This window comes from Arthrobacter sp. Rue61a (genome assembly GCF_000294695.2).
In the GTDB taxonomy this organism is placed as follows: domain Bacteria; phylum Actinomycetota; class Actinomycetes; order Actinomycetales; family Micrococcaceae; genus Arthrobacter; species Arthrobacter aurescens_A.
Genome location: NC_018531.1, coordinates 521,182 through 539,739, shown reverse-complemented (window position 1 = coordinate 539,739; position 18,558 = coordinate 521,182). Strand labels below are relative to the sequence as shown.

Below are 18,558 nucleotides of genomic sequence, written 5' to 3'. Positions count from 1 at the left end.
CCTATGCTGAATTCGTCTGTGGGTTGGTAACCCTGGAGTAGACCGCTTACGGCTAGCACCCATCCTAGCGATATCCGCCGGGACGCCGTGTTTCGGGTCACTGAGGGCCCTTAACACTTCCGCCGAGTCGGCATTTATCACGGCTACACTGTTTCATCCAGACGATGGATATACTTCTCGGATGGAGAACCCCTTGAGCGCAAACAACCACCCCCGCCCAACGTCGACCCCATCCGACCCGCCCGCCCCGCCGTCTCCCCCTGCCTACGGCGCCTATCAGCAGCCCAACGTCCCATATCAGCAGCCGGGCATAATCCCTCCTCAGCCGAAACGCACACTGAACCGTAAGGTGATCATTGCCATCGCAGCCGGTGCGGCGGTAGTCCTGGCGGCCGCCACAGTTGGGCTGGTCCTCCTGTTTTCGCCGGCAGCAGACGGCGGCCAGGCTGCCACAACTTTTTACCAGGCCCTCAAAGACGGGGATGCCAAGAAGGCGTTGAGCGTATCGGATCCGGGCGTCCCGGAGAATGAGGCGGTTCTCCTCCAAGACAACATCTACAAGGGCGCGGGTCAGCACATTGACGGCTTCCGGATCCTTGAGTCAAAGGGCGAGTACGTCAGGGCGGAGGTAACCCAGAACGGCCGAAAGCAAGAGGACATCCTGATGATGACCAAGTCACCGGACGGCGAATGGAAGGTGGGGCCCAAAAACTTCCAGAAAATCCGGCTCAGTTCCAATCGTCCTGTGAAGTCTTTCACCGTTAACGGTGTGGACGTAGCGGCCCCTGACTCAGGGAGCGCATCGCCGGATTCCCAGCTGCTCCTGCCGGCCTTTCCCGGTGAGTACAAACTCGGTATATCCGGGGACAAGTACGCAACAGTTGAAGAGAAGAAAGCCCTGGTCAGCATCGACCGGAGGATTTCCGACACTTTCCAAAGCCTGAAGGTGCTGCCCAGCCAGCTCCTCCTGGATGAGACCAAGGCTCTTCTCCAAAAAAAGCGGGATACATGCATCGCGTCCGCTTCGGCCACTGCGAGGCAGTCCTTCAGCAGCGGTTGTTCCGGGTTTAATCTCTACGAATCCCGCCCCACCCAAAATGTGAAGTGGACCATCGACGAAGAGCCCACCTTCACGCTCTCCCTGTCCAGGGATATTTGGTATATCCAGCCGGAGGGAAAGGGCAAAGCCACAGTTAGCTACGAAGTGAACCGCGGCACCGAGGCCGCCCCGAAATGGGAGCCTCATAGTGAGGTTATGGAGCCCCGTATCTCAGGTGAGATCCACATCGTCGACGGAAAAGCCACCCTCAAAGATTATTAGAACGGCAGTTGCCCGGGCCGATAGTGACAGCTCGCCTAGCTGACAGGCTGTTGGAACACGTGCCGGCGAACCCAGGCGTGCATGGCAATGGCTGCGGCGGAGGCCGCGTTCATGGACCGGGTGGAGCCGAACTGCTCAATCGACAGCGTCGCGACGGCGGCATCGTGCACCTCGGGCGTCAGGCCCGGGCCTTCCTGCCCGAACACCAGGACGCAGTTCTTGGGCAGGTCGTAGGTCTCCAGCGGCACTGAATCCGGGAAGATGTCGATGCCGATCACGGCAAGGCCCTCCCCTTCGGCCCACTGGACAAAGTCCTCAACAGTGGGGTGATGGCGGACGTGCTGGTAGCGGTCGGTGACCATGGCCCCGCGACGGTTCCACCGGCGTCGGCCAATAATGTGGACCTCTTTGGCGAGGAAGGCGTTGGCGGTCCGCACAACGGTGCCGATGTTGAGGTCGTGCTGCCAGTTCTCAATCGCGATGTGGAAGTCGTGCCGCTTGGAATCAAGGTCCGCCACGATCGCGTCGTGCTTCCAGTAGCGATACTGGTCCACCACGTTGCGGCGGTCACCATCCCTCAACAGGTCCGGGTCCCAGTGCTCGCCAACCGGCCACTCGCCCTCCCACGGCCCGACGCCGACCTCCGGTTTCGCTTCCGCCTCGCCCTCCGCGGTGGTTTCGGCAGGCGTGGGCAGGGCTGTATTGGGGGGAAGGTCAGTCACCCCTCAACTTTAGCCCTGCCCGGTTGCCCGTCTTGGCGCCCTTTGAGGGTCCTTAGACCATCTTCCACTTGTTGATGCGGTAGGAGTTGCCCAACTGCTCAAAGAGTCCGGGGTGGGCGTCCCAGTATTCCTTGTGGCCGCTGACGCCAAGCATCTGCGGGGTTCCCCACGGTGTCACGGAGAACAGGTTCACAGCCTGGATCTGTTCGCCGCGGGCGTTGGTGCAGGTGAATCCGATGACCACGGCCGCGCCGCGGCGGAACTCACGGATTTCCGGCATGCTGGTCTTAAAGTCGGCCGTGCACTTGTGGCCCACAAGGTTCTGGGGCAGTTCGGAAGCGGTCATCCCCTTGAAACGGGCTTCAATGTCCTGGATGGCTTTCTTGATCTCCGCCGGATCCTTGCCGAACTTGCCTTCCTCGGACTCCGCGAAGAAGGCATAGGCGAGTGCGATCCCGTCGCCGTCAGCCTCCACCGTGCCTTGGGCCTTCTTCTGGATCTCCTCGCCAGTGGTGGGGTCCTTGGTGATGCCGAACGACTCATCGTGGGTCCACTCGGCCAGGTACTGGAAGGACGATTCGCCCGTGACCCACTTGCTGAACAGGGGATCACCGTCGGCCGGAACATTGCTGGGTCCGGCCAACTCGTCCCAGCCTGCGGGCAGCGGAATGGCGTCTGCGGGGATTTCGGAGGATGCCGAGGCCTCGCCGGAGGGTTCAGCAGAAGGCTCGGCGGCTGCCTCAGAGGCTTCATCGGAGGACGTCACCGACGGCAGCGGAGTATCAACGGCCACAGGTTTGGTCATCGACGGAATCAGCCACGTGAACGTCACCACCAGCGCAATGATCACGACGACGGCGACACCACCCAGGATGAGGAACAGCGACTTCTTGTTGTGGTCGCCTGGGTTCTGGCCGGGTCCACCGGGTTGGCCTGGGTAGCCCGGCTGGCCGGGGTATCCGCTGCCCGGCGGCGGGAAGCCCGGCTGTCCCTGCTGTGCTTGGGGATAGCGGTGCACGGTTTCGGCGTGTTCGCCGTCGGGGTGTTGCTGGGGTTGCTGCGCGGCGAACGCCTGGGTAGGGGCGTGTTGGGCGGGGAAGGCTTCAGTCTGGGCTTCGGGCTGATACAAGGGCTGAGTCTGCCCGGGCTGGTACTGGCTGTACTGGTCCTTGCCGGTGTCGTAACGCGGCTGCGGCACGCCGTCCGGGTTGTAGGGAGGCTGCGGCACGCCCTCGGGGCTGGAGGGAGGCTGCGGCACTCCGTTGTTGTTGCTCATGACAGGCCCTTTCACATGCGGTAAGTGGGGACCTGCTGGAGCGCGGCGACATCATGAATCCACCATGTCGATCCCCCGACCCATGGTGGTGGCACACCAGCGCCGCAACCAGCGTAGTCCAGCCCAACGCAACACACGCAAGTCACAAGAGTTATCCACATGGGCAGAACTTCCCACATAAGGGGGCTTCCAGGATGTTGGGGCAGCAGATTGATGAAAGACTGGGTGGCAGTGCATGAACAATCCCAGCCGGAGGCAAATATGGCAGAAGAAACCACGTCCACATCGGTTTATCGGAACGGCCACGAAATCGAATGCTGGCTCACGGACATGGACGGCGTCCTGGTTCATGAAAACCAGGCAATCCCCGGAGCGGCTGAGCTCATTCAGCGCTGGGTAGACACGTCCAAGCGCTTCCTGGTTTTGACCAACAACTCCATCTTCACTCCCCGCGACCTCGCAGCACGCCTGCGCGCGTCCGGCTTGGAAGTCCCCGAAGAGAACATTTGGACGTCAGCACTGGCCACTGCCCAATTCCTCAAGGATCAGGTCCAGTCCTCGGATTCAGGCAACCGCGCTTACACCATCGGCGAAGCCGGGCTCACTACCGCTTTGCACGAGGCCGGGTTCATCCTCACGGACACGGACCCCGACTTCGTGGTCCTCGGCGAAACCCGCACCTACTCTTTCGAAGCGATCACCATGGCCGTCCGACACATCCTGGCCGGCGCCCGCTTCATCGCCACCAACCCGGATGCCACCGGCCCCTCCAAGGACGGCCCCATGCCGGCAACCGGTGCCATAGCCGCCATGATCACCAAGGCCACGGGCCGCGAGCCCTACATTGTGGGCAAGCCGAACCCTATGATGTTCCGCTCCGCCATGAACCAGATCGACGCCCACTCCGAGACCACGGCCATGATCGGCGACCGCATGGACACGGACATCGTGGCCGGCATGGAAGCGGGCCTGCACACGGTCTTGGTGCTCAGCGGCATCACGCAGCGGGAAGAAATCGTGTCCTTCCCGTTCCGGCCCAACCAGATCCTGAACTCCGTGGCCGACCTCAAGAGCCAGATCTAAGGGGACAAACAATGGCTGTGCTCAATCTGCGTCCTTTGGCCGGTGGTCGAATACTCAGGGGAAGCCAGCCGTTCGGTTTGGACGCCGCTGCAACGCACGGTTTCTTGGCGGAGCACGGCATCCAGGCAATTGTGGACCTGCGGAGTGAGCTTGAACGCTCGTTGGTTCCGTGGCTGGTTCACGACGACGGCGGCGAGCCTGCCGCCGTCGTCCAGCCCGCCGTCGAACTCATCCATAATCCGCTGGACCCGAACGCCATTGCGGGGTCCCTCCAGGCCGTGGAAACGGCCGAGGACCTCGGCGATCTGTATTTGGGCTGGATCCGGCTGCGGCCGGAGTGGGTGGGAGATGCACTTCGACCTGCCGCCCGCGGCAAACGCACGCTGGTTCATTGTTCGCTCGGCAAGGACCGGACCGGTGTGGTGTCCGCGATTGGGCTCCTCGCCGCAGGCGGAACCGAAGACGACGTGGTGGCGGACTACGCGGCAACCACAGCCAACCTTCCCGACGTCTTGGAGGTCATGGCCGAAACGTGGCGCCTGAGCGTCCCTTCCACACCAGCCGAGTACTTCAGCCCGGACCTCATGATCCTGCAGAGCCCGGAAGCTGCCATGCGGCACTTTCTGGCCGGCTTCGCACGCGAGTTCGGGGACGTTCGGAGCTTCCTGCGCGAGGCGGGCCTCACCGCCGTCGAGGTTGAATCGCTGGCTCTGTAATACTTGGGTGGATGAGTAGGACGAACTGGCTCGCTGACGTCAAACCCCTGCCTGGAGGGTGGATTCTTCGCTCGGCTATCGTCCTGGCAACCTTGCTTTTCCTGGCGTTGGGTATTCGCTGGCAACAGCACGATCTTTCGTCGTTTCAGGGATGGTTGGAGCTGGTAGTCCCGTACCTGCCGCTCCTCGCGCTCCTCATCGGTGCCATGCAATCCGCTGTTGCCTGGTGTCTGTCCTTGGTCCTCATCATGGTCTTGGGCGGAGACGCGTCCCTTGTGGTGGCCATGATCTTCCCCACGATGGTGGTGGTGGCCTTCTGTTCCTTCCTTCTTCCGTGGAAGCTGGCCATCAATTTCTCGCTGTTCGTGCCCAGTGTCTTGCTGGGTTTGTACATATCAACGCCGGAGATGGCCGACCAGCCGGCAGTGCTGCTGGCGCTGGTGGTCTTCCTAGCCGCCGCGGCATGGCGCAGCGTCAACGTTTACCGGCATCGCTACGAGCAAAGCACGCACCACATCCGCGATTTGCAGGAGCAACAGGCGCAAGTCCGCAGCGAGGAACGAACACGCCTTGCCCATGAGCTTCACGACATCGTGGCCCACGACGTGACCATCATTGCCATGCAAGCGCGGCGCGCTGAGTTTGTGAACGACCAAGCGAAGACGTCCCAAATCCTGGAGGGCATCGGGAATGCAGCGCAGCAGACGCTCCAGGATCTGCGCAGCCTGGTGACCCTCCTGAAGGAAGAGGAAAGGGAGGAGCCGGGAGGCGGTTCACAGCTACTGGACCGTGAAGGACAGGCCGCTGATTTTCTGGATGCTCCTGCCATGTCCGGTGAAACCACCACCGCCGTTGGATTGGTTCACGATCTCGACGGAGTTGTGGAAGCACTGGACCGCGCGGGCTTCCAGGTGAGCCTCGTGGTCGAAGGCGAAGTAGCCCGCATCCCGGCAAGCCTGCGCCAGGCGCTTCGCCGGACGGTGCGGGAAATGGGAACCAATGTGCTTAAACACGCCGACCCGTCCGGGGTAGTGGATCTGCGTTTGACTGTAGGGGCCGATCGCGTCCAGCTTGCTTCGGAGAACACAGTCTCCACCGCCGAGCCGATCATGTCTTCCAAAACCGGGCTTGAGGCAATGAGTGCCCGCTGCGAAGTGTTCGGAGGATTCATGGACGTCGGCCTCAGCGAGGGGCGGTGGACCACCGCGGTGTCCATCCCGCTGGAAGGGCTGGCGTCTGCGGATGCCTGAGCGCGTTTGTGGGAGGATTGGCTCGAGGACTGACATTGGGGGATCAGTATGACGCGGGTTTTGTTGGTGGATGATGAGCTGTTGGCGCGGGAGATCCTGCGGGATTATCTCTCGTCCGATTCGTCCATCGAAGTGGTCGGTGAGGCGTCGGATGGGCGCGTGGCCGTGGTCCAGGCAGCCTCGCTCCGCCCGGATGTGATCCTGATGGATATGCAGATGCCGGTGATGGACGGCGTTGCTGCAACGGCCCAAATCCATGCCGAGTTCCCGGACATCGCCATCCTGGGTTTGAGCACCTTCTCCACCGATCGCTACGTGGTGGACTTACTGCGAGCTGGGGCATCGGGATACCTGGTCAAGGACACGCTGCCCAAGGAAATCACCGCCGCCATCCACACTGTGATGGCCGGCGAATCCGTATTGTCTTCCAAAGTGACGCGGCATGTGGTGACAGGACTCGCGGAGTCCGTCCCTGCCGAAGTCGTTCCGGACCCCAAGCTCGTGGACGCGCTGACCAAGAAGGAGCTGGAAGTGATCCAGCTACTCGGACGTGGAATGAGCAACCGTGAGATGGCTGCGGAGCTCTTCGTGACAGAGTCCACCATCAAAGCACGCTTCGTGAACGTCATGGAGAAGCTCGGTGTGCGGGACCGCGTACAGATCCTTGTGGCCGCGGTCGAAGGAGGGCTGGTGGACCTTAGCCCCGGTTCTCGGACAGGGTTGGATTCCTGAAGTTCATGACGCACTAGCTGCGTCCCAGGACCTCCTTGATAGGCCTGACCAAGCCTTCCACCGCCTTCCCGATAGCGGCGGAATCCACAAGGTCGAGGGCGGTATCCGGGTTAAGGACCAGCTCGCCACCCCATCCCATCACCTCGTAGTGGGCGAGGGAGCGGGCCAGTTCAAGCGGGGACTGCCATGCGCGGTTCAGATTTGTCCGGGCAAATTCCCTAGCCTGCTCCACTGCTTCCCTGTGCTCGGCAACTCTGTAGCCGGCCACCGTGGAAAGCACCGTTTCCAGAACAGCCGAACCGTTGGGCCGCGAGGCGACGACTTGCCAGTTCACTGTCGGCGTGGAGTCCTGCAGCCCGCGGCCGGCTTGAAGGATTGCCTGGTGCCCGGACTGTTGAATGGCGTCCGGAAGGAGGGTTCCCGGCCCTCCGGCCACCAGGCAGATGGCCATGAACGTTGCTGCGAACCCTACGTCGCCCGCGGGGTCCTGTCCGATGACAAACGTCTGCTCGAATCCCTGTGCCGTGGTCTGACGCATGGTGCTCCGGAACGCCGACCGAGGGGCGGGAGGTCCTTCTCCCCCGCCTTCCGACAGGCTGCCTTCCAGATCTTCCAGAACGCCGGCAGAACCCACAACAGCAAGCACGGGCTCACCGAATTCCGCTATTCCCGGGTGCTCGGTGTTGGTGACATCTTCAGTCCAGCCCCGTACAGCCACCTCCGGCAGGGTCGCAGTCATCACCACGGCGCCATCACCGGGCGTCCATGTCACGGCAACCGGCTGCCTGGCTGGCCCGCATCGTTTCACCGCCCGGGAAACGGCGCTGCGCAGGCGCGGGACGCCGTCGGAAGTTGTTCTCCAGCCCATCGACACCGTGGTGAAGCGGGAGCGCCGGTCAACCTGGGCCAGATAACGGCGAGTGGTGATCATCGGAGAATCTCCTCGGAGGGCTGGACGGTCAGTGACACGGAGTCCTGCTCGGCGAGCCGCCGTGCCGCGGCGGTGACCAACGGCCTGAGCCGCGTGGCGTCGTCGGATATTTCGGCGAGGGCATCCGCCAGTTCAACGGCGAACGTCGGTGTCCCCCTCAGAAGCACGTCGCGGGTGACGGTCCGGGCGAGCCGTTGGTCATCGTGAGTGAACCTTTCCATCCGGAGTACGGCGCGACGGGCCGCAAGGACGATTGCTGCATCATCGGCGATCGCCAGCGCCCGGAATCTCTCGGAAGGATCAATGGCCTGCCCGGTATCGTCCACCAGGACGAACAGATCGTCCCGGGTCAGGTCCCCCGGCCCGAACAGACCGGCGCTGGCGTCGAGGCCATCCTGCTGGGACAGCAGCTCAGCTGCCACAAGATCACCGAGGAGATCCGGGCCTGCCGAGTGACCAAACGCTGCAGCCGTGGCGGAAAGTAGACGAGTGGAGGTTGCCCCGCCGGAATAGATCGTGGACGTCGAACCACCTCTGCGGACGGAGTCTTGCAGCACGGGGACGACGGGCGCCTGGTCTGAAATTCCAGAGAACGGGGCCGCCAGCAACCGGAGCGTGTAATGAGGGTCTTCAGATGCCACCGCCGTCAGTACAGCCGCCGAGGGGCGGTAAAGACGGCCATGAAGCGCCTGTAGTTTTTCACGGGTGACCCGGGTTGCGAGGTCACTATCGCCGCTGCCGTCATGACCGTTGGAGTGGTCCGCCCAATAGCGTGTTGTCAGGTGTGGCCAGGGCAGGATTCCCCCGGGAGCCGGAGCCAACCGTTGCGCCCGTTCTGTGGCAACGGCATCTATTTGCTCAGCGATCTGCCCCTGCGTCAGTGCGGGCTGGAAGACCTGCTCAACCAGGCGGCTCGAGATCTGTTCGAGGTGTCCCGTGGGACCGGACTCGTAGAACTCGGAGTAGTCCATGTGGGTGTTCCCGCCCAGGATTCCCCCGGCTTTGTGAACCGAAACCTGCCGTTCCAACGCCGTGATGTTCTCGCTGTCCTGGTACACCATGTGCTCGAGGAGGTGGAGCATGCCCTCCTCCCCCGGCATTTCATGGCGCATTCCCGCCGGCACACCGAGACTCACGGACAGGATGCGGGCGGAGGGATCATGGACGGCGATCAGCCTTGTTCCGGTGTCCAGCTGCATGCCGTACACAGCTCGGCCATCCAGTGTGCCAAGAATGGAAGGGGTAGTCATCGCGTCTCCGGGGTGGTGTTCAAGTACGAGCTCGCCAAGCGAAGAAGTGCCTTCGCCTGGGCTTCTCCTGCGCCGGCATAGTGGTGCCAGTCGTAGGCATGCTGGGCAATCCTGAAGGCCAATGCCGGGCCGATCTCGGACGGTGCGGGACCTTCTCCGCAGGTCTCATGGAAACCGTTGCGCAGTTCTTCGATGGCTGGCCGCAGCACAGGGTGGAAGGCATGCAGTTCCGCCATCTCTCCGAGCACCCAAGCGATGTCATAAGCAGGATGGGCAAGCCCCAGGTCCTCGCCGGTGAGGAGCGAGCCGGCTGCACCATCGGGAGTCACCACCCAGTGGGCCATCCCGGGATATCCGTGCACAACCACTTGGTGGGGGTCGGAAAGTACGCGCTCGATCCATCGACGGATCTCCCGCAGGCCGGAATCGCCCAAAACGTCGCAGGCCGGCTCCCATGCCCCTCCCAGCCATGCCTCCGAACGCTGGACGGTTCGTGGAGTACTTCCCGGAAAGTCGATGAGCGACGCATTGTCATGGAGAACGCTCAGGGCCGTTCCCCATATCCGCCCTGCCGCCCGGAGGTTTGCGGGCACACCCGCCGTGATGAGGTCGAAGACCGTTGACCCTGCCGGCGTCGAGTATGAACGGTGGCGATCGCCCCCGACCCCTACCACCAAGAGGTCAGCGCCGGGCGCGGGAGCGATGCTGATCGGTAGGGAAGAGAAAGGAATCGGCGCTCCAACCCCGAGGCTGTGCACCCATTCATAAACCCCTCCAACCTGGTAAACACCCGTGGACAGCAGGTCGGTCCGGGTGGAGCGGATGACTGATTTCTGCCGGGAATCCATCGCGGCGCTCATACAGTAGCCGCCTCTGCGGTCATCCCCGCACGAAGGAGCCGTTCCTCTTCCAGCCGGCGCAGCACGGAAGGGAACGACGGCGGCACCCAGGCCAGGGCGACGTCGCTGGACTCGCTGGGGCCAGGGACGGGGTCAATGACCAGAAAGTTTTCCGGCGTGCGCAGTTTCCTGAGGGTCTCGGCGACGATAGGGTTCGCCAGGGCCCGGGGCGGCAATGCCGGAGCGATGCAGACCTGGGCCTCCGTGGTCATTGCTGCCAGCAAGGACGGCGAATCGGCTATGCCGTGAGCCAGGCGCGATGAGTAGTCCAGGGTTGCCGGGTAGACCAGGATCAGGTCCGCCCACTCTGCCAAATCGATGTGTGCAGCAACGAGTTCTTCCCCCCAAGTATCGGCCTGTACACGGGACTTCAACCGGGACTCAATGCTGTGACGGGTGATGAAGCGCTGCGCGGAGTCCCGCATGACCACCTTGAACTCAGTTTCCGGCGCCGCGGAAACCGCCCATTCAATCCAGAAGGGCATAACTTGGGTGACTGCCGAGCCTGTGAGAATCAGGGCAACCTTGGAGTATCCGAAGGCTTCGAGGGTGAGGTCCGCCCAGATGGGACGGGGACTGCTGTCAGTGGTTGTCATGGCAGGTCTCAGCATTCAGGAGGGTGGGTGGGACAGATATGGGTCAGGAGGCGCCGGCGTGATGATGTTTCCACCACCTCGCCGGCGCCTTCCCCGTGGTCAGGTCTGCCTAGCAGCCCATGGTCAGGGTTGCGCCGATGATCACCCCTGCACAGAACGGCGTGGTGGCCGGCGCGTCGGTGGCAGCGTCGCCGCCGAGCTCGTCAGCCGCCGTGAAGGTGCTGTGTGCCCGGGCCAAGTCGGCGAGGTCGGCCTGCGGGATGTTAGTGATGGCGTGAGTCATGATGGTGTCTCCTTGTTGATTGCCCCACGTGGTGGGTGCGTCCGGGGTTGCTACTGGGTGAAAAGCTTTTTGTTGTAGTGCTGCGGAGCTTTTTGTTGTTCCCTGCCCAGGGGCAGTTAGCAGCCGGCACCGAGGGTGGCGCCAACAATGATGCCGATGCACAGCGGTGAGGTTGCGGGAGCGTCGGTGGCAGCGTCGCCGCCGAGCTCGTCAGCGGCCGCGAAGGTGCTGTGGGCGCGTGCAAGATCGGTCAGGTCGGCCTGGCGGAAGTTAACAACTGCGTTGGACATGGTGTCTCCTGTTGTGTTTGCTTCCCACTAAGTGGGAATAGGTTTTTCTTTCTGGGTTCCTCATGGGAGGTCTTTGGGTGCCGGGCAGCGGCGGGCCACTGCCCGGATTCATCACTGGCCGGCGTTGTATCCGGGCTGGTGAGGGTTGATGCAGGCCGTTTGAGCTTCGACAGCCCAAGCGGGTTCGAGGTCGGTCTTCTCCACAGACGCACGGAGAAGTGCGTCCGCCAGAACCCGCGAGCGGTGTTGTCCGAAACTGAGCCCCCGGTACCCCGGCCGCGAATCCTTTGGTTCCATGGCAAGTGCCAGACGGTCGCCGACGCTATGGGCGAAAACCGAGACAGGGGTGTCCCGCGCGGACAAGGACCTCAGGGCAGGACCAACAAGGGAAACCGCAGCGTCCGAATCGTTGGCTGACACGTAGATGACCATCGCGTCACTGCGTGGGAAAGCCAGGGATGAAGACAGGGTCTTGACCTGATGGCCAAGCCCGCTGGCGGCAAGGGCTCCAAGAATCTTCGGCCACATTTCAAGAGCTTCTGATGCCGTGAAACAGGACAGGTACAGCCTTGAAGCGGCCGCAGGATTCACGGATCCGTGGGCACCGAGTGCAAGGAGGAACCCGGGGGTGGTGCGGCTTCGCCAACTGGGAACACGCACCCCCACAATCTCATCCAAGGGGTCACGAACCAGGGCCTCTGCGGGAAAGAGGACCTTCACTCCGGATAGCTCCACCACCTGGTGCGGAACTCCTTGGACGGATGTTCCCAGCTGCGTCCTCTTCGACGCCGCCTGAACGGTGGCCGCCTGAACGGTGGCCGCCTGAACAACCGTACGGTGCGGGATGGCATCAATAAGTGCCGCGGCAAGGTCCTGGTGGCCTGTTCCTGGCACGGTCTCGATGCCTGGGTGCCCTACGTGGAGGTGTGTGTAGATCGCTCCGGCCAATTGCGAACGCAACTCGCTGTGGCTGGTGGCACTAAGGGTGGTGGCGTCTATCCTGGCGGTGAGCCGGCGGGCGTCAACGGAAACCCGGTGTTCCAAGGCCGCCAGTACCTGCTCGAATGACGCGGGCGTCGGAGCGTTGAGCGTGACTGTCATCGGGGCGTCCTTTCGAAACCGAGGGCTTTGACATAGTGGCCGGGTGAAAGCAGTGCCTCGCGCCCAACGCCCGCAGCAGCCCGTTCGATGCCGGGTAGCCGGGACACCATGGGAGCCCTGGTGATGGTTCGATCCACCAGATGCCATCCCACGTGGGCGGTAGCCCGAACCGGCAGGTCCGGATCGTAGTAGTTGGCATGCTCGGCATACGAGGTCCACATCCGTCGGATTGACGGAACAATGGCTGCCATCCGCTCGGCGATGCGTGCTGACGCGCTCTCGTCGTCGAACCTGGCAGGGGGTGCAGAAGCTCCTCCGCGGGTGGTGACCGTGTCCAGGACTGCCCGGTAGATCCACTCGCCTGCAAGCATTCCAAGGTCCCGGGCAGGGTCGCCGAGTCCGAACTCTTCCCAGTCAAGGACACACAGTTTCCCGTTGTGGAGGTGGAACTGATCAAGGCGCAGATCGCCGTGGATGGGACGTTCTTGGTGCATCCGCTCCGATGCCCTCAACCTGCCCGCAGCGGCCACCAACTCCTGGTCGTTCTGCAGCTCTGACCAGAGGGCCATCTCCGCCATTGTGAACTCAAGGTAGCGGGCGTGCGGAACGCCAACTGCGAGCATTTCCACAGGTGGGCTTGGAGGTGCGGAGCGCTCCAAGCCGATTGCGGGCGCGGCGTGGAGCCGGGCAAGCAACGCGCCCGCTTCCTCCGGGAAGCTGTCCGGCATTGTCTCCTCCACCATCAGGTGCGCCAGGCTGGTGCCGGGGCAGTGCTCAAAAACCAGGAGGCCGTTCGCGGTGTCGCTGCCAATGAGCTGTGGCGTTGCCGGCGCAAAGTCAGGGGACTGCTCTGCAAATGCGGCGAAGGTTACCGAGCGGTCGAAGGCCATCGGGCCGGAAGCTTGCGGTGAGATCTGCTTGACGAAGACCTTTTCCCCATTCCTCAGCCTCATGTTCCACGTGCCATTGCGGCCCGCAAAGGCGGCAGGGGCGATCTCTTCCACTGCCTCCCTGTTGTGGCTTGCAAGAACAGTGGTTGCCAAGCCGGCTGCGCGGCGGGCCGCCGGAGTGGTGGACTGCGGGTGCGGGGCTGAGGCGGTCATCATGAGGGTCTCCATCAGAGCAGCAGAGTGGTTACCGCGTAGGCGGCCAGGATGCCGATAAGCAGAAGGGCTATGTTGCGGACCAGTTTCTTGGTGGCCAATGATTGGTTGCGCTTGTTGTCAGGCATGGTTTTCCTATCTGGAGAGACCCGATGAGCCGGGTATGTGGACTAAGTGACGAGTTGGGGCTAGGCCGTCTCGTCGGAGGTCAGGGACTGTTGCAAGGTGACTCGGGAGCCGGTGCGCAGGGCGTTGTTCCGGTAAATCACGGTGGCCAACCAGAACAGGGCGGGTATAGCTGCCACCGATATGCCGGCGGCAAGCACCATCTCCCATGTGGACACGTCTTCCAGTGCGAAGCGCATCGGCATGAGGTAGGAGGAGAACAGCGGCACGAAAGACAGTCCTTCCAGCCACGGGTTCCCCATGTTCATTGGCAGGACGTAGAGGGAGACCACCAAGAGCACCATTTGCAGGACGGACAGCGGCATCACCGCAGTGCCCAGGTCCTCTTGTCGGGACACCGTCGAGGCGAGGGTCGTGTTCAAGGCTGCGAATATCACGTAGCCCAACAGGAACCAGAGGAGGAACCACAGCAGGCTCGGTCCCACAGCAACATTGATGAGGGACCAACCTCCCACCACACTGAACCCCACCACGGCGGTTCCGCCGATCGCCAGCAGTTGGACCAGGGTTACCAGCCCGATGCCGATCATCTTGCCGGCCAGCAACGGGACGATGCCGATCTTGGTGAGGAGGATCTCCACGATCCTTGATGATTTCTCCTCCACCACCCCGGAGGTCAGGCTCGATGCCGAGTAGACCAAGGAGGCCAGCAACGCGCTGATCATGGCGGTGGCAAAAATGGCCCGAGGATCAAAGCTCATTGCACCAGCCCCGCCCAACGAGTCCACCAGGAACCATCCGCCGATCCCGGCGGCGGCGCCGGCGAAAAGGGCCAGAAGTCCTGTTGCCGTGAGTATGGTCCGGTTCCCCAGCCTGGTAAGGACCTCGCGCCGTATGATCAGGCGCGTCTCGCGGAGTCCACTGCCGGAAGAAGGAGCGGCGCTGCGGGTTGTGCGATCAAATGTTGTTGTGCTCATTGCGATACTCCAACTTTGTCGAGGGAGCGCTCCGCCCCCGGGGTGGTACCTGGATGGGACGAAATGAATGTGCCGGCAAGCAGGTCCGCCAAGGACCTCTGCGCGGACACGATGCTCTTCAGTCCGCCGTGCCTTTGCGCTGCTGCGAGGATTTCACCGGGCACGTCCCGCCCTGAGCCGTCCACGGAGACGAGCACCGTTGTACGGTCGTCCGCGGAAAATTCCACGTTGACGCCGCGGGCCATCGACACTTCGGCGGCGAATGAATCTGCCGTGCGGGAGAAGCCGAGTCGCCAGCGGCTCTTCCCGTCATCCTGCAGCTCCACCACGCTGCCGCTCGCTGTCACACGGCCCCGATCGAGAATGCATACCTTGTCGCACAGACGCTCTACGAGCTCGAGTTGGTGTGAGGAGAACAGAACTCCGACGCCCCGGTCGGCTTGCTCCCGGATGAGCCGGGACATCGTTTCGACGGCGAGGGGATCCAACCCCGAGAATGGCTCGTCCAGAACCAGCAGTGCGGGGTCTCCAACCAAGGCGACGGCCAACTGGACGCGCTGCTGATTTCCCAGGGAGAGGTCCTGGACCAATGCCTGCTCACGGCCTTGTAGGCCAAGGGAGGCTATGAGTTCGTCTGCGACCTCACGTGCGGCGTCGGGTTGGTGCCCTTCCAGCAAGGCGAAGTGAATGATCTGGTCCCTCACGGGCATCTGCGGGTAGAGGCCTCGTTCCTCGGGCATATAGCCGATGCGCCTCCGGTCCTTGGCCGTGATGGGCAAGGCTTCCCACGTGACTTCGCCGTGGTCCGGGGTCAGCAGACCAAGGATCACGCGCATGGTGGTGGTCTTACCTGCACCGTTGCCGCCGATGAATCCCACGATCTCCCCGCGATGGACCGTGAGGTCCACATCGTGGAGGACCCTGCGGTCACCGAAGCTGCGGCTGATCCCCGTGAGCTGTAGGCCGTTCATACTTCGCTCCTCGAAATTCGTTCTTATTTCCTGTCAAGAACGACGCTACGGAGGATCGGGTATATCCACCCTGTACTCGAGTACAGAGCTCACTTGTACGAAAGTTCACTTTCGGGGCACGGCACGAAGGCATGGCGGGAGAGACGTCAGGCCGGCCGGATGATCCTGCCGTTCGGCTCCCGGTACGACGGCTCCTCGGGCTGGGGCGGGAGCGGTTGGAGCTCATCCTGGACGCGCTCCAGCAGTGGCCGGTAGATGCCTCCGTTCCACTGCGGGCTGGCGTGGGCGGGCCGGGCGCCTTCCGTGCTGAGCGTGGGCATCACCATGTTTGATCCGAAGACCTTGCTCCACCCCGCACGCGCCGACTCGTAATCCACGGTGGCGTCCTTGGCGTTGCCGATGAATGCCATCTTGGCGCCACCAATTTTTCCGGCCAGGCGGAGGCCGTCAAAGTGGTAGATGTACGCCGACTCCGTCTGTATCAGCACGCTGGAAGGGGCGATCGGCGACAGTTGCTCCAGGCTTTGGTCGAGGATCTGCCGCCACGTCCGCTCATCCTTGTGCGCTACGCGCTCGCCCAGCTCATAGCCGCCGCGCAGGACCGACGGGATGCGGAAGCCATTCTCGTAAAGGAACACCACGCCGTCGAACCAGCTCTGGTCCAGGACGTCGGCGCGGCTGAACGGACTCGAATCCAGGACAATCAACTGCGTCTCCACGCCGTGCAGCTCCAGAAGCCGGGCGGCCACCTGGGTGGCGAGCATGCCGCCGAAACTGTGGCCGTAGAAGTACAGCTTCTCCAGTTCCAGCTCGCGGACGTGCAGGATGATTTCGCGGACGATTTCGTCCACGTCCAGGCCCAGATTGGAATATCCGACGGCGGCAAGGCGGCCCCGCTGATGCAGGGCGGGACGCAGCGAGTTGAGGATCCACTGAGCTTCTTCCCAACTCGTCTTATAGCCGGGAAAGAGGATCCAGCTTGCCTTGGGGAAGTACACGTCCGAGTACGGATCCGCCACACGGAGAATCTTGGTGGCTCGTCGCTCGGCCTGCACACGACGAGTGAAGAGCATGTCCGCGGCGAGCGCACCGGAAGCTCCGGAGGTGATGAGGAAGTTACGGCGGGATGTCTTCTTGAGCCGGGCAGCGTAAGGAAGGATCCGGGCCCATGAGCCCGGATCCGCTGCCTTCTCCGGTTCCTGGCTGACCGGCGCAGGGAGGTTTTCAGTCACCTCCGGCGGCGCCGTGAGCTTCCCTACTTGTACGTCCACGCAGCAAGCATAGGCTTCGCGGGCACTGCCTTACAGCCCCGTAGTTCCTAGTCGAGGCCGAGTTCGTCCTTGCCGAAGGCGAAGAGGTACGGCACGCCGGTTTCTGCTTCGATCTTCTCTTTCGCGCCGGTGTTGCGGTCAACGATCACGGCTACGGCCACTACATTGCCGCCCGCCTTACGGACACCTTCGACGGCGGTCAGTGCGGACCCGCCGGTGGTGGACGTGTCCTCGAGGACCACCACGTTGCGGCCTTCAACCGAGGGACCTTCCACCTGGCGGCCCATGCCGTAAGACTTCTGGGCCTTGCGGACAACGAAGGCGTCCACGGCACGGCCGGCATCGGCAGCAGCGTGCATCACGGCCGTACCTACGGGGTCGGCACCCATGGTGAGTCCGCCGGCGCACTCAACTGAAACGCCGGCGTCGTCGATCATCGCCAACATGACCTGGCCTACCAGCTTGGAGGCCTCGTGGTGCAAGGTGATGCGGCGGAGGTCGATGTAGTAGTCCGCTTCCTTGCCGCTGGAGAGGATCACCTTGCCGCGAACCACCGCCAGTTCTTTGATGAGTTCAAGAAGGCGGGCGCGGGCAGCAGCAGTATCAAGCGTGGAAGTCATGGCTCCTAGTTTAGTGGGGCCGCCGTGGTGGCACGGATCACCAAGCGGGGATTGACGATCTGATCGCCGGTTCCTCCGTCTCCGCCCAACTGTTGCAGCACCGCTTCCATGCATCGGCGGCCGAGTTCCTCAAAGTCCTGTTTGATGGTGGTCAGCGGCGGCATGAAGAATTCAGCCTCGGGTTGGTCGTCGTAGCCCACCACGCTGATGTCGTCCGGCACGTGCAGGCCGGCTTCCTGGACAGCGCGGAGCACGCCCACCGCCATTTGGTCGTTGGCGACGAACACGGCCGTGACGGTGTGGCGCTGTATGAGCTCAAGCCCGGCGCGGTAACCGGAGGCCGCATCCCAGCCACCCCGCAACAGGACATCGGCGCTCAGCCCGGCTGTTTTCAGTGATTCCTGCCATCCCTTGATGCGCTCGGCGGCGTCGATCCAGTGCGGTGGTCCCGAGATGTGTGCAATCCGCCGGTGCCCCAAGCCGATCAGATGGTCCACAGCCAGGCGGGCGCCCATTCGCTGATTCAGGGAGGCACCGGTCAACTGGTTGCCCGCGCCGGCCCCGACAGCCACGATCGGCACGGGAAAGGAAACATCGCGCAGGACGGCCAAGACATCGGGGTGTGGAACCAGGATGACGATCCCGTCAACGGACTGGTTCCGGAAATGCGCCATGGCATCGTTGACACTGTGGTCGGTCACTTCGCGGAGGTTGGCAATGCTGACGAAGTACCCTGCTTCCCGGCCGGCTTGCTCCACGCCCAGAAGGGTGTTCGCGGGTCCAAACTGGCCCGTCTCGCAGGCAAGCACGCCGATGGTCCGGGACCGCCGGGTCACCAGGCTGCGGGCCGCGGTGTTGCGGCGGTATCCCAGTACTTCAATGGCCGATTCCACTCGCTGCTTGGTCTGGTGACTGACGTTCGGATGGTTGTTCAGGACGCGGGAAACGGTTTGGTGCGAGACTCCTGCCATCTTTGCCACGTCTCCCATGACGGGAGGACGTGCCGGTGTGTCCGTCCCGGCCCCGGGCGTTACCCGGGG

The 18,558-nt window shown here is 62.9% G+C and carries 20 protein-coding genes; 5 read left to right on the top strand and 15 right to left on the bottom strand.

Annotated features, from left to right (window positions below; translation table 11 throughout):
- Positions 1-349: 349 nt before the first annotated feature.
- Positions 350-1,321, top strand: a complete 972-nt coding sequence (locus tag ARUE_RS02620; RefSeq protein WP_286140233.1) for a hypothetical protein — start codon at positions 350-352, stop codon at positions 1,319-1,321.
- A 35-nt stretch (positions 1,322-1,356) separates the two neighbouring features.
- Here ARUE_RS02620 and ARUE_RS02615 read toward each other — a convergent pair whose 3' ends face one another.
- Both ARUE_RS02615 and ARUE_RS02610 read right to left on the bottom strand, forming a co-directional pair.
- Positions 1,357-2,043: a TrmH family RNA methyltransferase gene (locus ARUE_RS02615; RefSeq protein WP_011773309.1), complete on the bottom strand. Its 687-nt coding sequence runs from the start codon at positions 2,041-2,043 to the stop codon at positions 1,357-1,359.
- Positions 2,044-2,095: 52 nt separating this feature from the next.
- Positions 2,096-3,319: a hypothetical protein gene (locus ARUE_RS02610; protein ID WP_014920634.1), complete on the bottom strand. Its 1,224-nt coding sequence runs from the start codon at positions 3,317-3,319 to the stop codon at positions 2,096-2,098.
- Between the two features lie 261 nt (positions 3,320-3,580).
- On the opposite strand from ARUE_RS02610, the gene ARUE_RS02605 reads away from it, so the two are divergent.
- From ARUE_RS02605 to ARUE_RS02590, 4 genes are read left to right on the top strand one after another with little or no spacing between them, the layout of a single operon-like run.
- Positions 3,581-4,402 carry an HAD-IIA family hydrolase gene (locus ARUE_RS02605; RefSeq protein WP_035761154.1) on the top strand — a complete coding sequence of 274 codons (822 nt, stop codon included), beginning with the start codon at positions 3,581-3,583 and terminating at the stop codon, positions 4,400-4,402.
- Between the two features lie 11 nt (positions 4,403-4,413).
- Complete coding sequence (locus ARUE_RS02600) at positions 4,414-5,118, top strand: tyrosine-protein phosphatase (protein ID WP_011773306.1); 705 nt, start codon at positions 4,414-4,416, stop codon at positions 5,116-5,118.
- Between the two features lie 11 nt (positions 5,119-5,129).
- Entirely contained in the window at positions 5,130-6,368 is a 1,239-nt protein-coding gene (locus ARUE_RS02595) for a sensor histidine kinase (RefSeq protein ID WP_014920633.1), read from the top strand.
- Positions 6,369-6,416: 48 nt separating this feature from the next.
- Positions 6,417-7,100, top strand: a complete 684-nt coding sequence (locus tag ARUE_RS02590) for a response regulator (protein ID WP_014920632.1) — start codon at positions 6,417-6,419, stop codon at positions 7,098-7,100.
- A 13-nt stretch (positions 7,101-7,113) separates the two neighbouring features.
- On the opposite strand, the gene ARUE_RS02585 is transcribed toward ARUE_RS02590, so the two are convergent.
- The 13 genes from ARUE_RS02585 to ARUE_RS02535 form a co-directional block, all read right to left on the bottom strand.
- A complete protein-coding gene (locus ARUE_RS02585) occupies positions 7,114-8,031 on the bottom strand; it encodes a hypothetical protein (RefSeq protein ID WP_014920631.1) in 918 nt (305 codons plus the stop codon).
- On the bottom strand, positions 8,028-9,281 hold the full coding sequence (locus ARUE_RS02580; RefSeq protein WP_014920630.1) for a M16 family metallopeptidase: 1,254 nt from the start codon (positions 9,279-9,281) through the stop codon (positions 8,028-8,030). The genes ARUE_RS02585 and ARUE_RS02580 overlap by 4 nt, the downstream gene beginning before the upstream one ends.
- A complete protein-coding gene (locus tag ARUE_RS02575; RefSeq protein WP_014920629.1) occupies positions 9,278-10,141 on the bottom strand; it encodes a phosphotransferase family protein in 864 nt (287 codons plus the stop codon). Before ARUE_RS02575 ends, ARUE_RS02580 begins: the two co-directional genes overlap by 4 nt.
- Entirely contained in the window at positions 10,138-10,776 is a 639-nt protein-coding gene (locus tag ARUE_RS02570; protein ID WP_238324476.1) for a flavoprotein, read from the bottom strand. The genes ARUE_RS02575 and ARUE_RS02570 overlap by 4 nt, the downstream gene beginning before the upstream one ends.
- A gap of 109 nt (positions 10,777-10,885) precedes the next feature.
- Positions 10,886-11,059, bottom strand: coding sequence for a hypothetical protein (locus tag ARUE_RS24435; RefSeq protein WP_011773299.1), 174 nt, complete (start codon positions 11,057-11,059; stop codon positions 10,886-10,888).
- Positions 11,060-11,175: 116 nt separating this feature from the next.
- A complete protein-coding gene (locus tag ARUE_RS24430; protein WP_014920628.1) occupies positions 11,176-11,349 on the bottom strand; it encodes a hypothetical protein in 174 nt (57 codons plus the stop codon).
- A gap of 111 nt (positions 11,350-11,460) precedes the next feature.
- A complete protein-coding gene (locus tag ARUE_RS02565) occupies positions 11,461-12,450 on the bottom strand; it encodes a T3SS effector HopA1 family protein (protein ID WP_014920627.1) in 990 nt (329 codons plus the stop codon).
- A complete protein-coding gene (lxmK, locus tag ARUE_RS02560; RefSeq protein WP_162486106.1) occupies positions 12,447-13,556 on the bottom strand; it encodes a class V lanthionine synthetase subunit LxmK in 1,110 nt (369 codons plus the stop codon). Before lxmK ends, ARUE_RS02565 begins: the two co-directional genes overlap by 4 nt.
- Positions 13,557-13,741: 185 nt before the next feature.
- Complete coding sequence (locus tag ARUE_RS02555; RefSeq protein WP_014920625.1) at positions 13,742-14,656, bottom strand: ABC transporter permease; 915 nt, start codon at positions 14,654-14,656, stop codon at positions 13,742-13,744.
- Positions 14,653-15,627 (bottom strand): ABC transporter ATP-binding protein, encoded by a 975-nt coding sequence (locus ARUE_RS02550; protein WP_011773293.1) that lies wholly within the window; start codon positions 15,625-15,627, stop codon positions 14,653-14,655. The genes ARUE_RS02555 and ARUE_RS02550 overlap by 4 nt, the downstream gene beginning before the upstream one ends.
- 146 nt (positions 15,628-15,773) lie before the next feature.
- Positions 15,774-16,898, bottom strand: a complete 1,125-nt coding sequence (locus ARUE_RS02545; RefSeq protein ID WP_043469714.1) for a thioesterase domain-containing protein — start codon at positions 16,896-16,898, stop codon at positions 15,774-15,776.
- A 47-nt stretch (positions 16,899-16,945) separates the two neighbouring features.
- Positions 16,946-17,518 (bottom strand): orotate phosphoribosyltransferase, encoded by a 573-nt coding sequence (gene pyrE / locus ARUE_RS02540; RefSeq protein WP_011773291.1) that lies wholly within the window; start codon positions 17,516-17,518, stop codon positions 16,946-16,948.
- Positions 17,519-17,523: 5 nt separating this feature from the next.
- Positions 17,524-18,507, bottom strand: coding sequence for a LacI family DNA-binding transcriptional regulator (locus ARUE_RS02535; RefSeq protein WP_014920623.1), 984 nt, complete (start codon positions 18,505-18,507; stop codon positions 17,524-17,526).
- Positions 18,508-18,558: the final 51 nt, after the last annotated feature.

Excerpts from the sequence above, each read along its gene's own strand:
- ARUE_RS02610 (WP_014920634.1), bottom strand. The coding sequence starts at position 3,319 with ATGAGCAACAACAACGGAGTGCCGCAGCCTCCCTCCAGCCCCGAGGGC.
- ARUE_RS02605 (WP_035761154.1), top strand. The coding sequence starts at position 3,581 with ATGGCAGAAGAAACCACGTCCACATCGGTTTATCGGAACGGCCACGAA.
- ARUE_RS02600 (WP_011773306.1), top strand. The coding sequence starts at position 4,414 with ATGGCTGTGCTCAATCTGCGTCCTTTGGCCGGTGGTCGAATACTCAGG.
- ARUE_RS02595 (WP_014920633.1), top strand. The coding sequence starts at position 5,130 with ATGAGTAGGACGAACTGGCTCGCTGACGTCAAACCCCTGCCTGGAGGG.
- ARUE_RS02590 (WP_014920632.1), top strand. The coding sequence starts at position 6,417 with ATGACGCGGGTTTTGTTGGTGGATGATGAGCTGTTGGCGCGGGAGATC.
- ARUE_RS02585 (WP_014920631.1), bottom strand. The coding sequence starts at position 8,031 with ATGATCACCACTCGCCGTTATCTGGCCCAGGTTGACCGGCGCTCCCGC.
- ARUE_RS02580 (WP_014920630.1), bottom strand. The coding sequence starts at position 9,281 with ATGACTACCCCTTCCATTCTTGGCACACTGGATGGCCGAGCTGTGTAC.
- ARUE_RS02575 (WP_014920629.1), bottom strand. The coding sequence starts at position 10,141 with ATGAGCGCCGCGATGGATTCCCGGCAGAAATCAGTCATCCGCTCCACC.
- ARUE_RS02570 (WP_238324476.1), bottom strand. The coding sequence starts at position 10,776 with ATGACAACCACTGACAGCAGTCCCCGTCCCATCTGGGCGGACCTCACC.
- ARUE_RS24435 (WP_011773299.1), bottom strand. The coding sequence starts at position 11,059 with ATGACTCACGCCATCACTAACATCCCGCAGGCCGACCTCGCCGACTTG.
- ARUE_RS24430 (WP_014920628.1), bottom strand. The coding sequence starts at position 11,349 with ATGTCCAACGCAGTTGTTAACTTCCGCCAGGCCGACCTGACCGATCTT.
- ARUE_RS02565 (WP_014920627.1), bottom strand. The coding sequence starts at position 12,450 with ATGACAGTCACGCTCAACGCTCCGACGCCCGCGTCATTCGAGCAGGTA.
- lxmK (WP_162486106.1), bottom strand. The coding sequence starts at position 13,556 with ATGATGACCGCCTCAGCCCCGCACCCGCAGTCCACCACTCCGGCGGCC.
- ARUE_RS02555 (WP_014920625.1), bottom strand. The coding sequence starts at position 14,656 with ATGAGCACAACAACATTTGATCGCACAACCCGCAGCGCCGCTCCTTCT.
- ARUE_RS02550 (WP_011773293.1), bottom strand. The coding sequence starts at position 15,627 with ATGAACGGCCTACAGCTCACGGGGATCAGCCGCAGCTTCGGTGACCGC.
- pyrE (WP_011773291.1), bottom strand. The coding sequence starts at position 17,518 with ATGACTTCCACGCTTGATACTGCTGCTGCCCGCGCCCGCCTTCTTGAA.
- ARUE_RS02535 (WP_014920623.1), bottom strand. The coding sequence starts at position 18,507 with ATGGGAGACGTGGCAAAGATGGCAGGAGTCTCGCACCAAACCGTTTCC.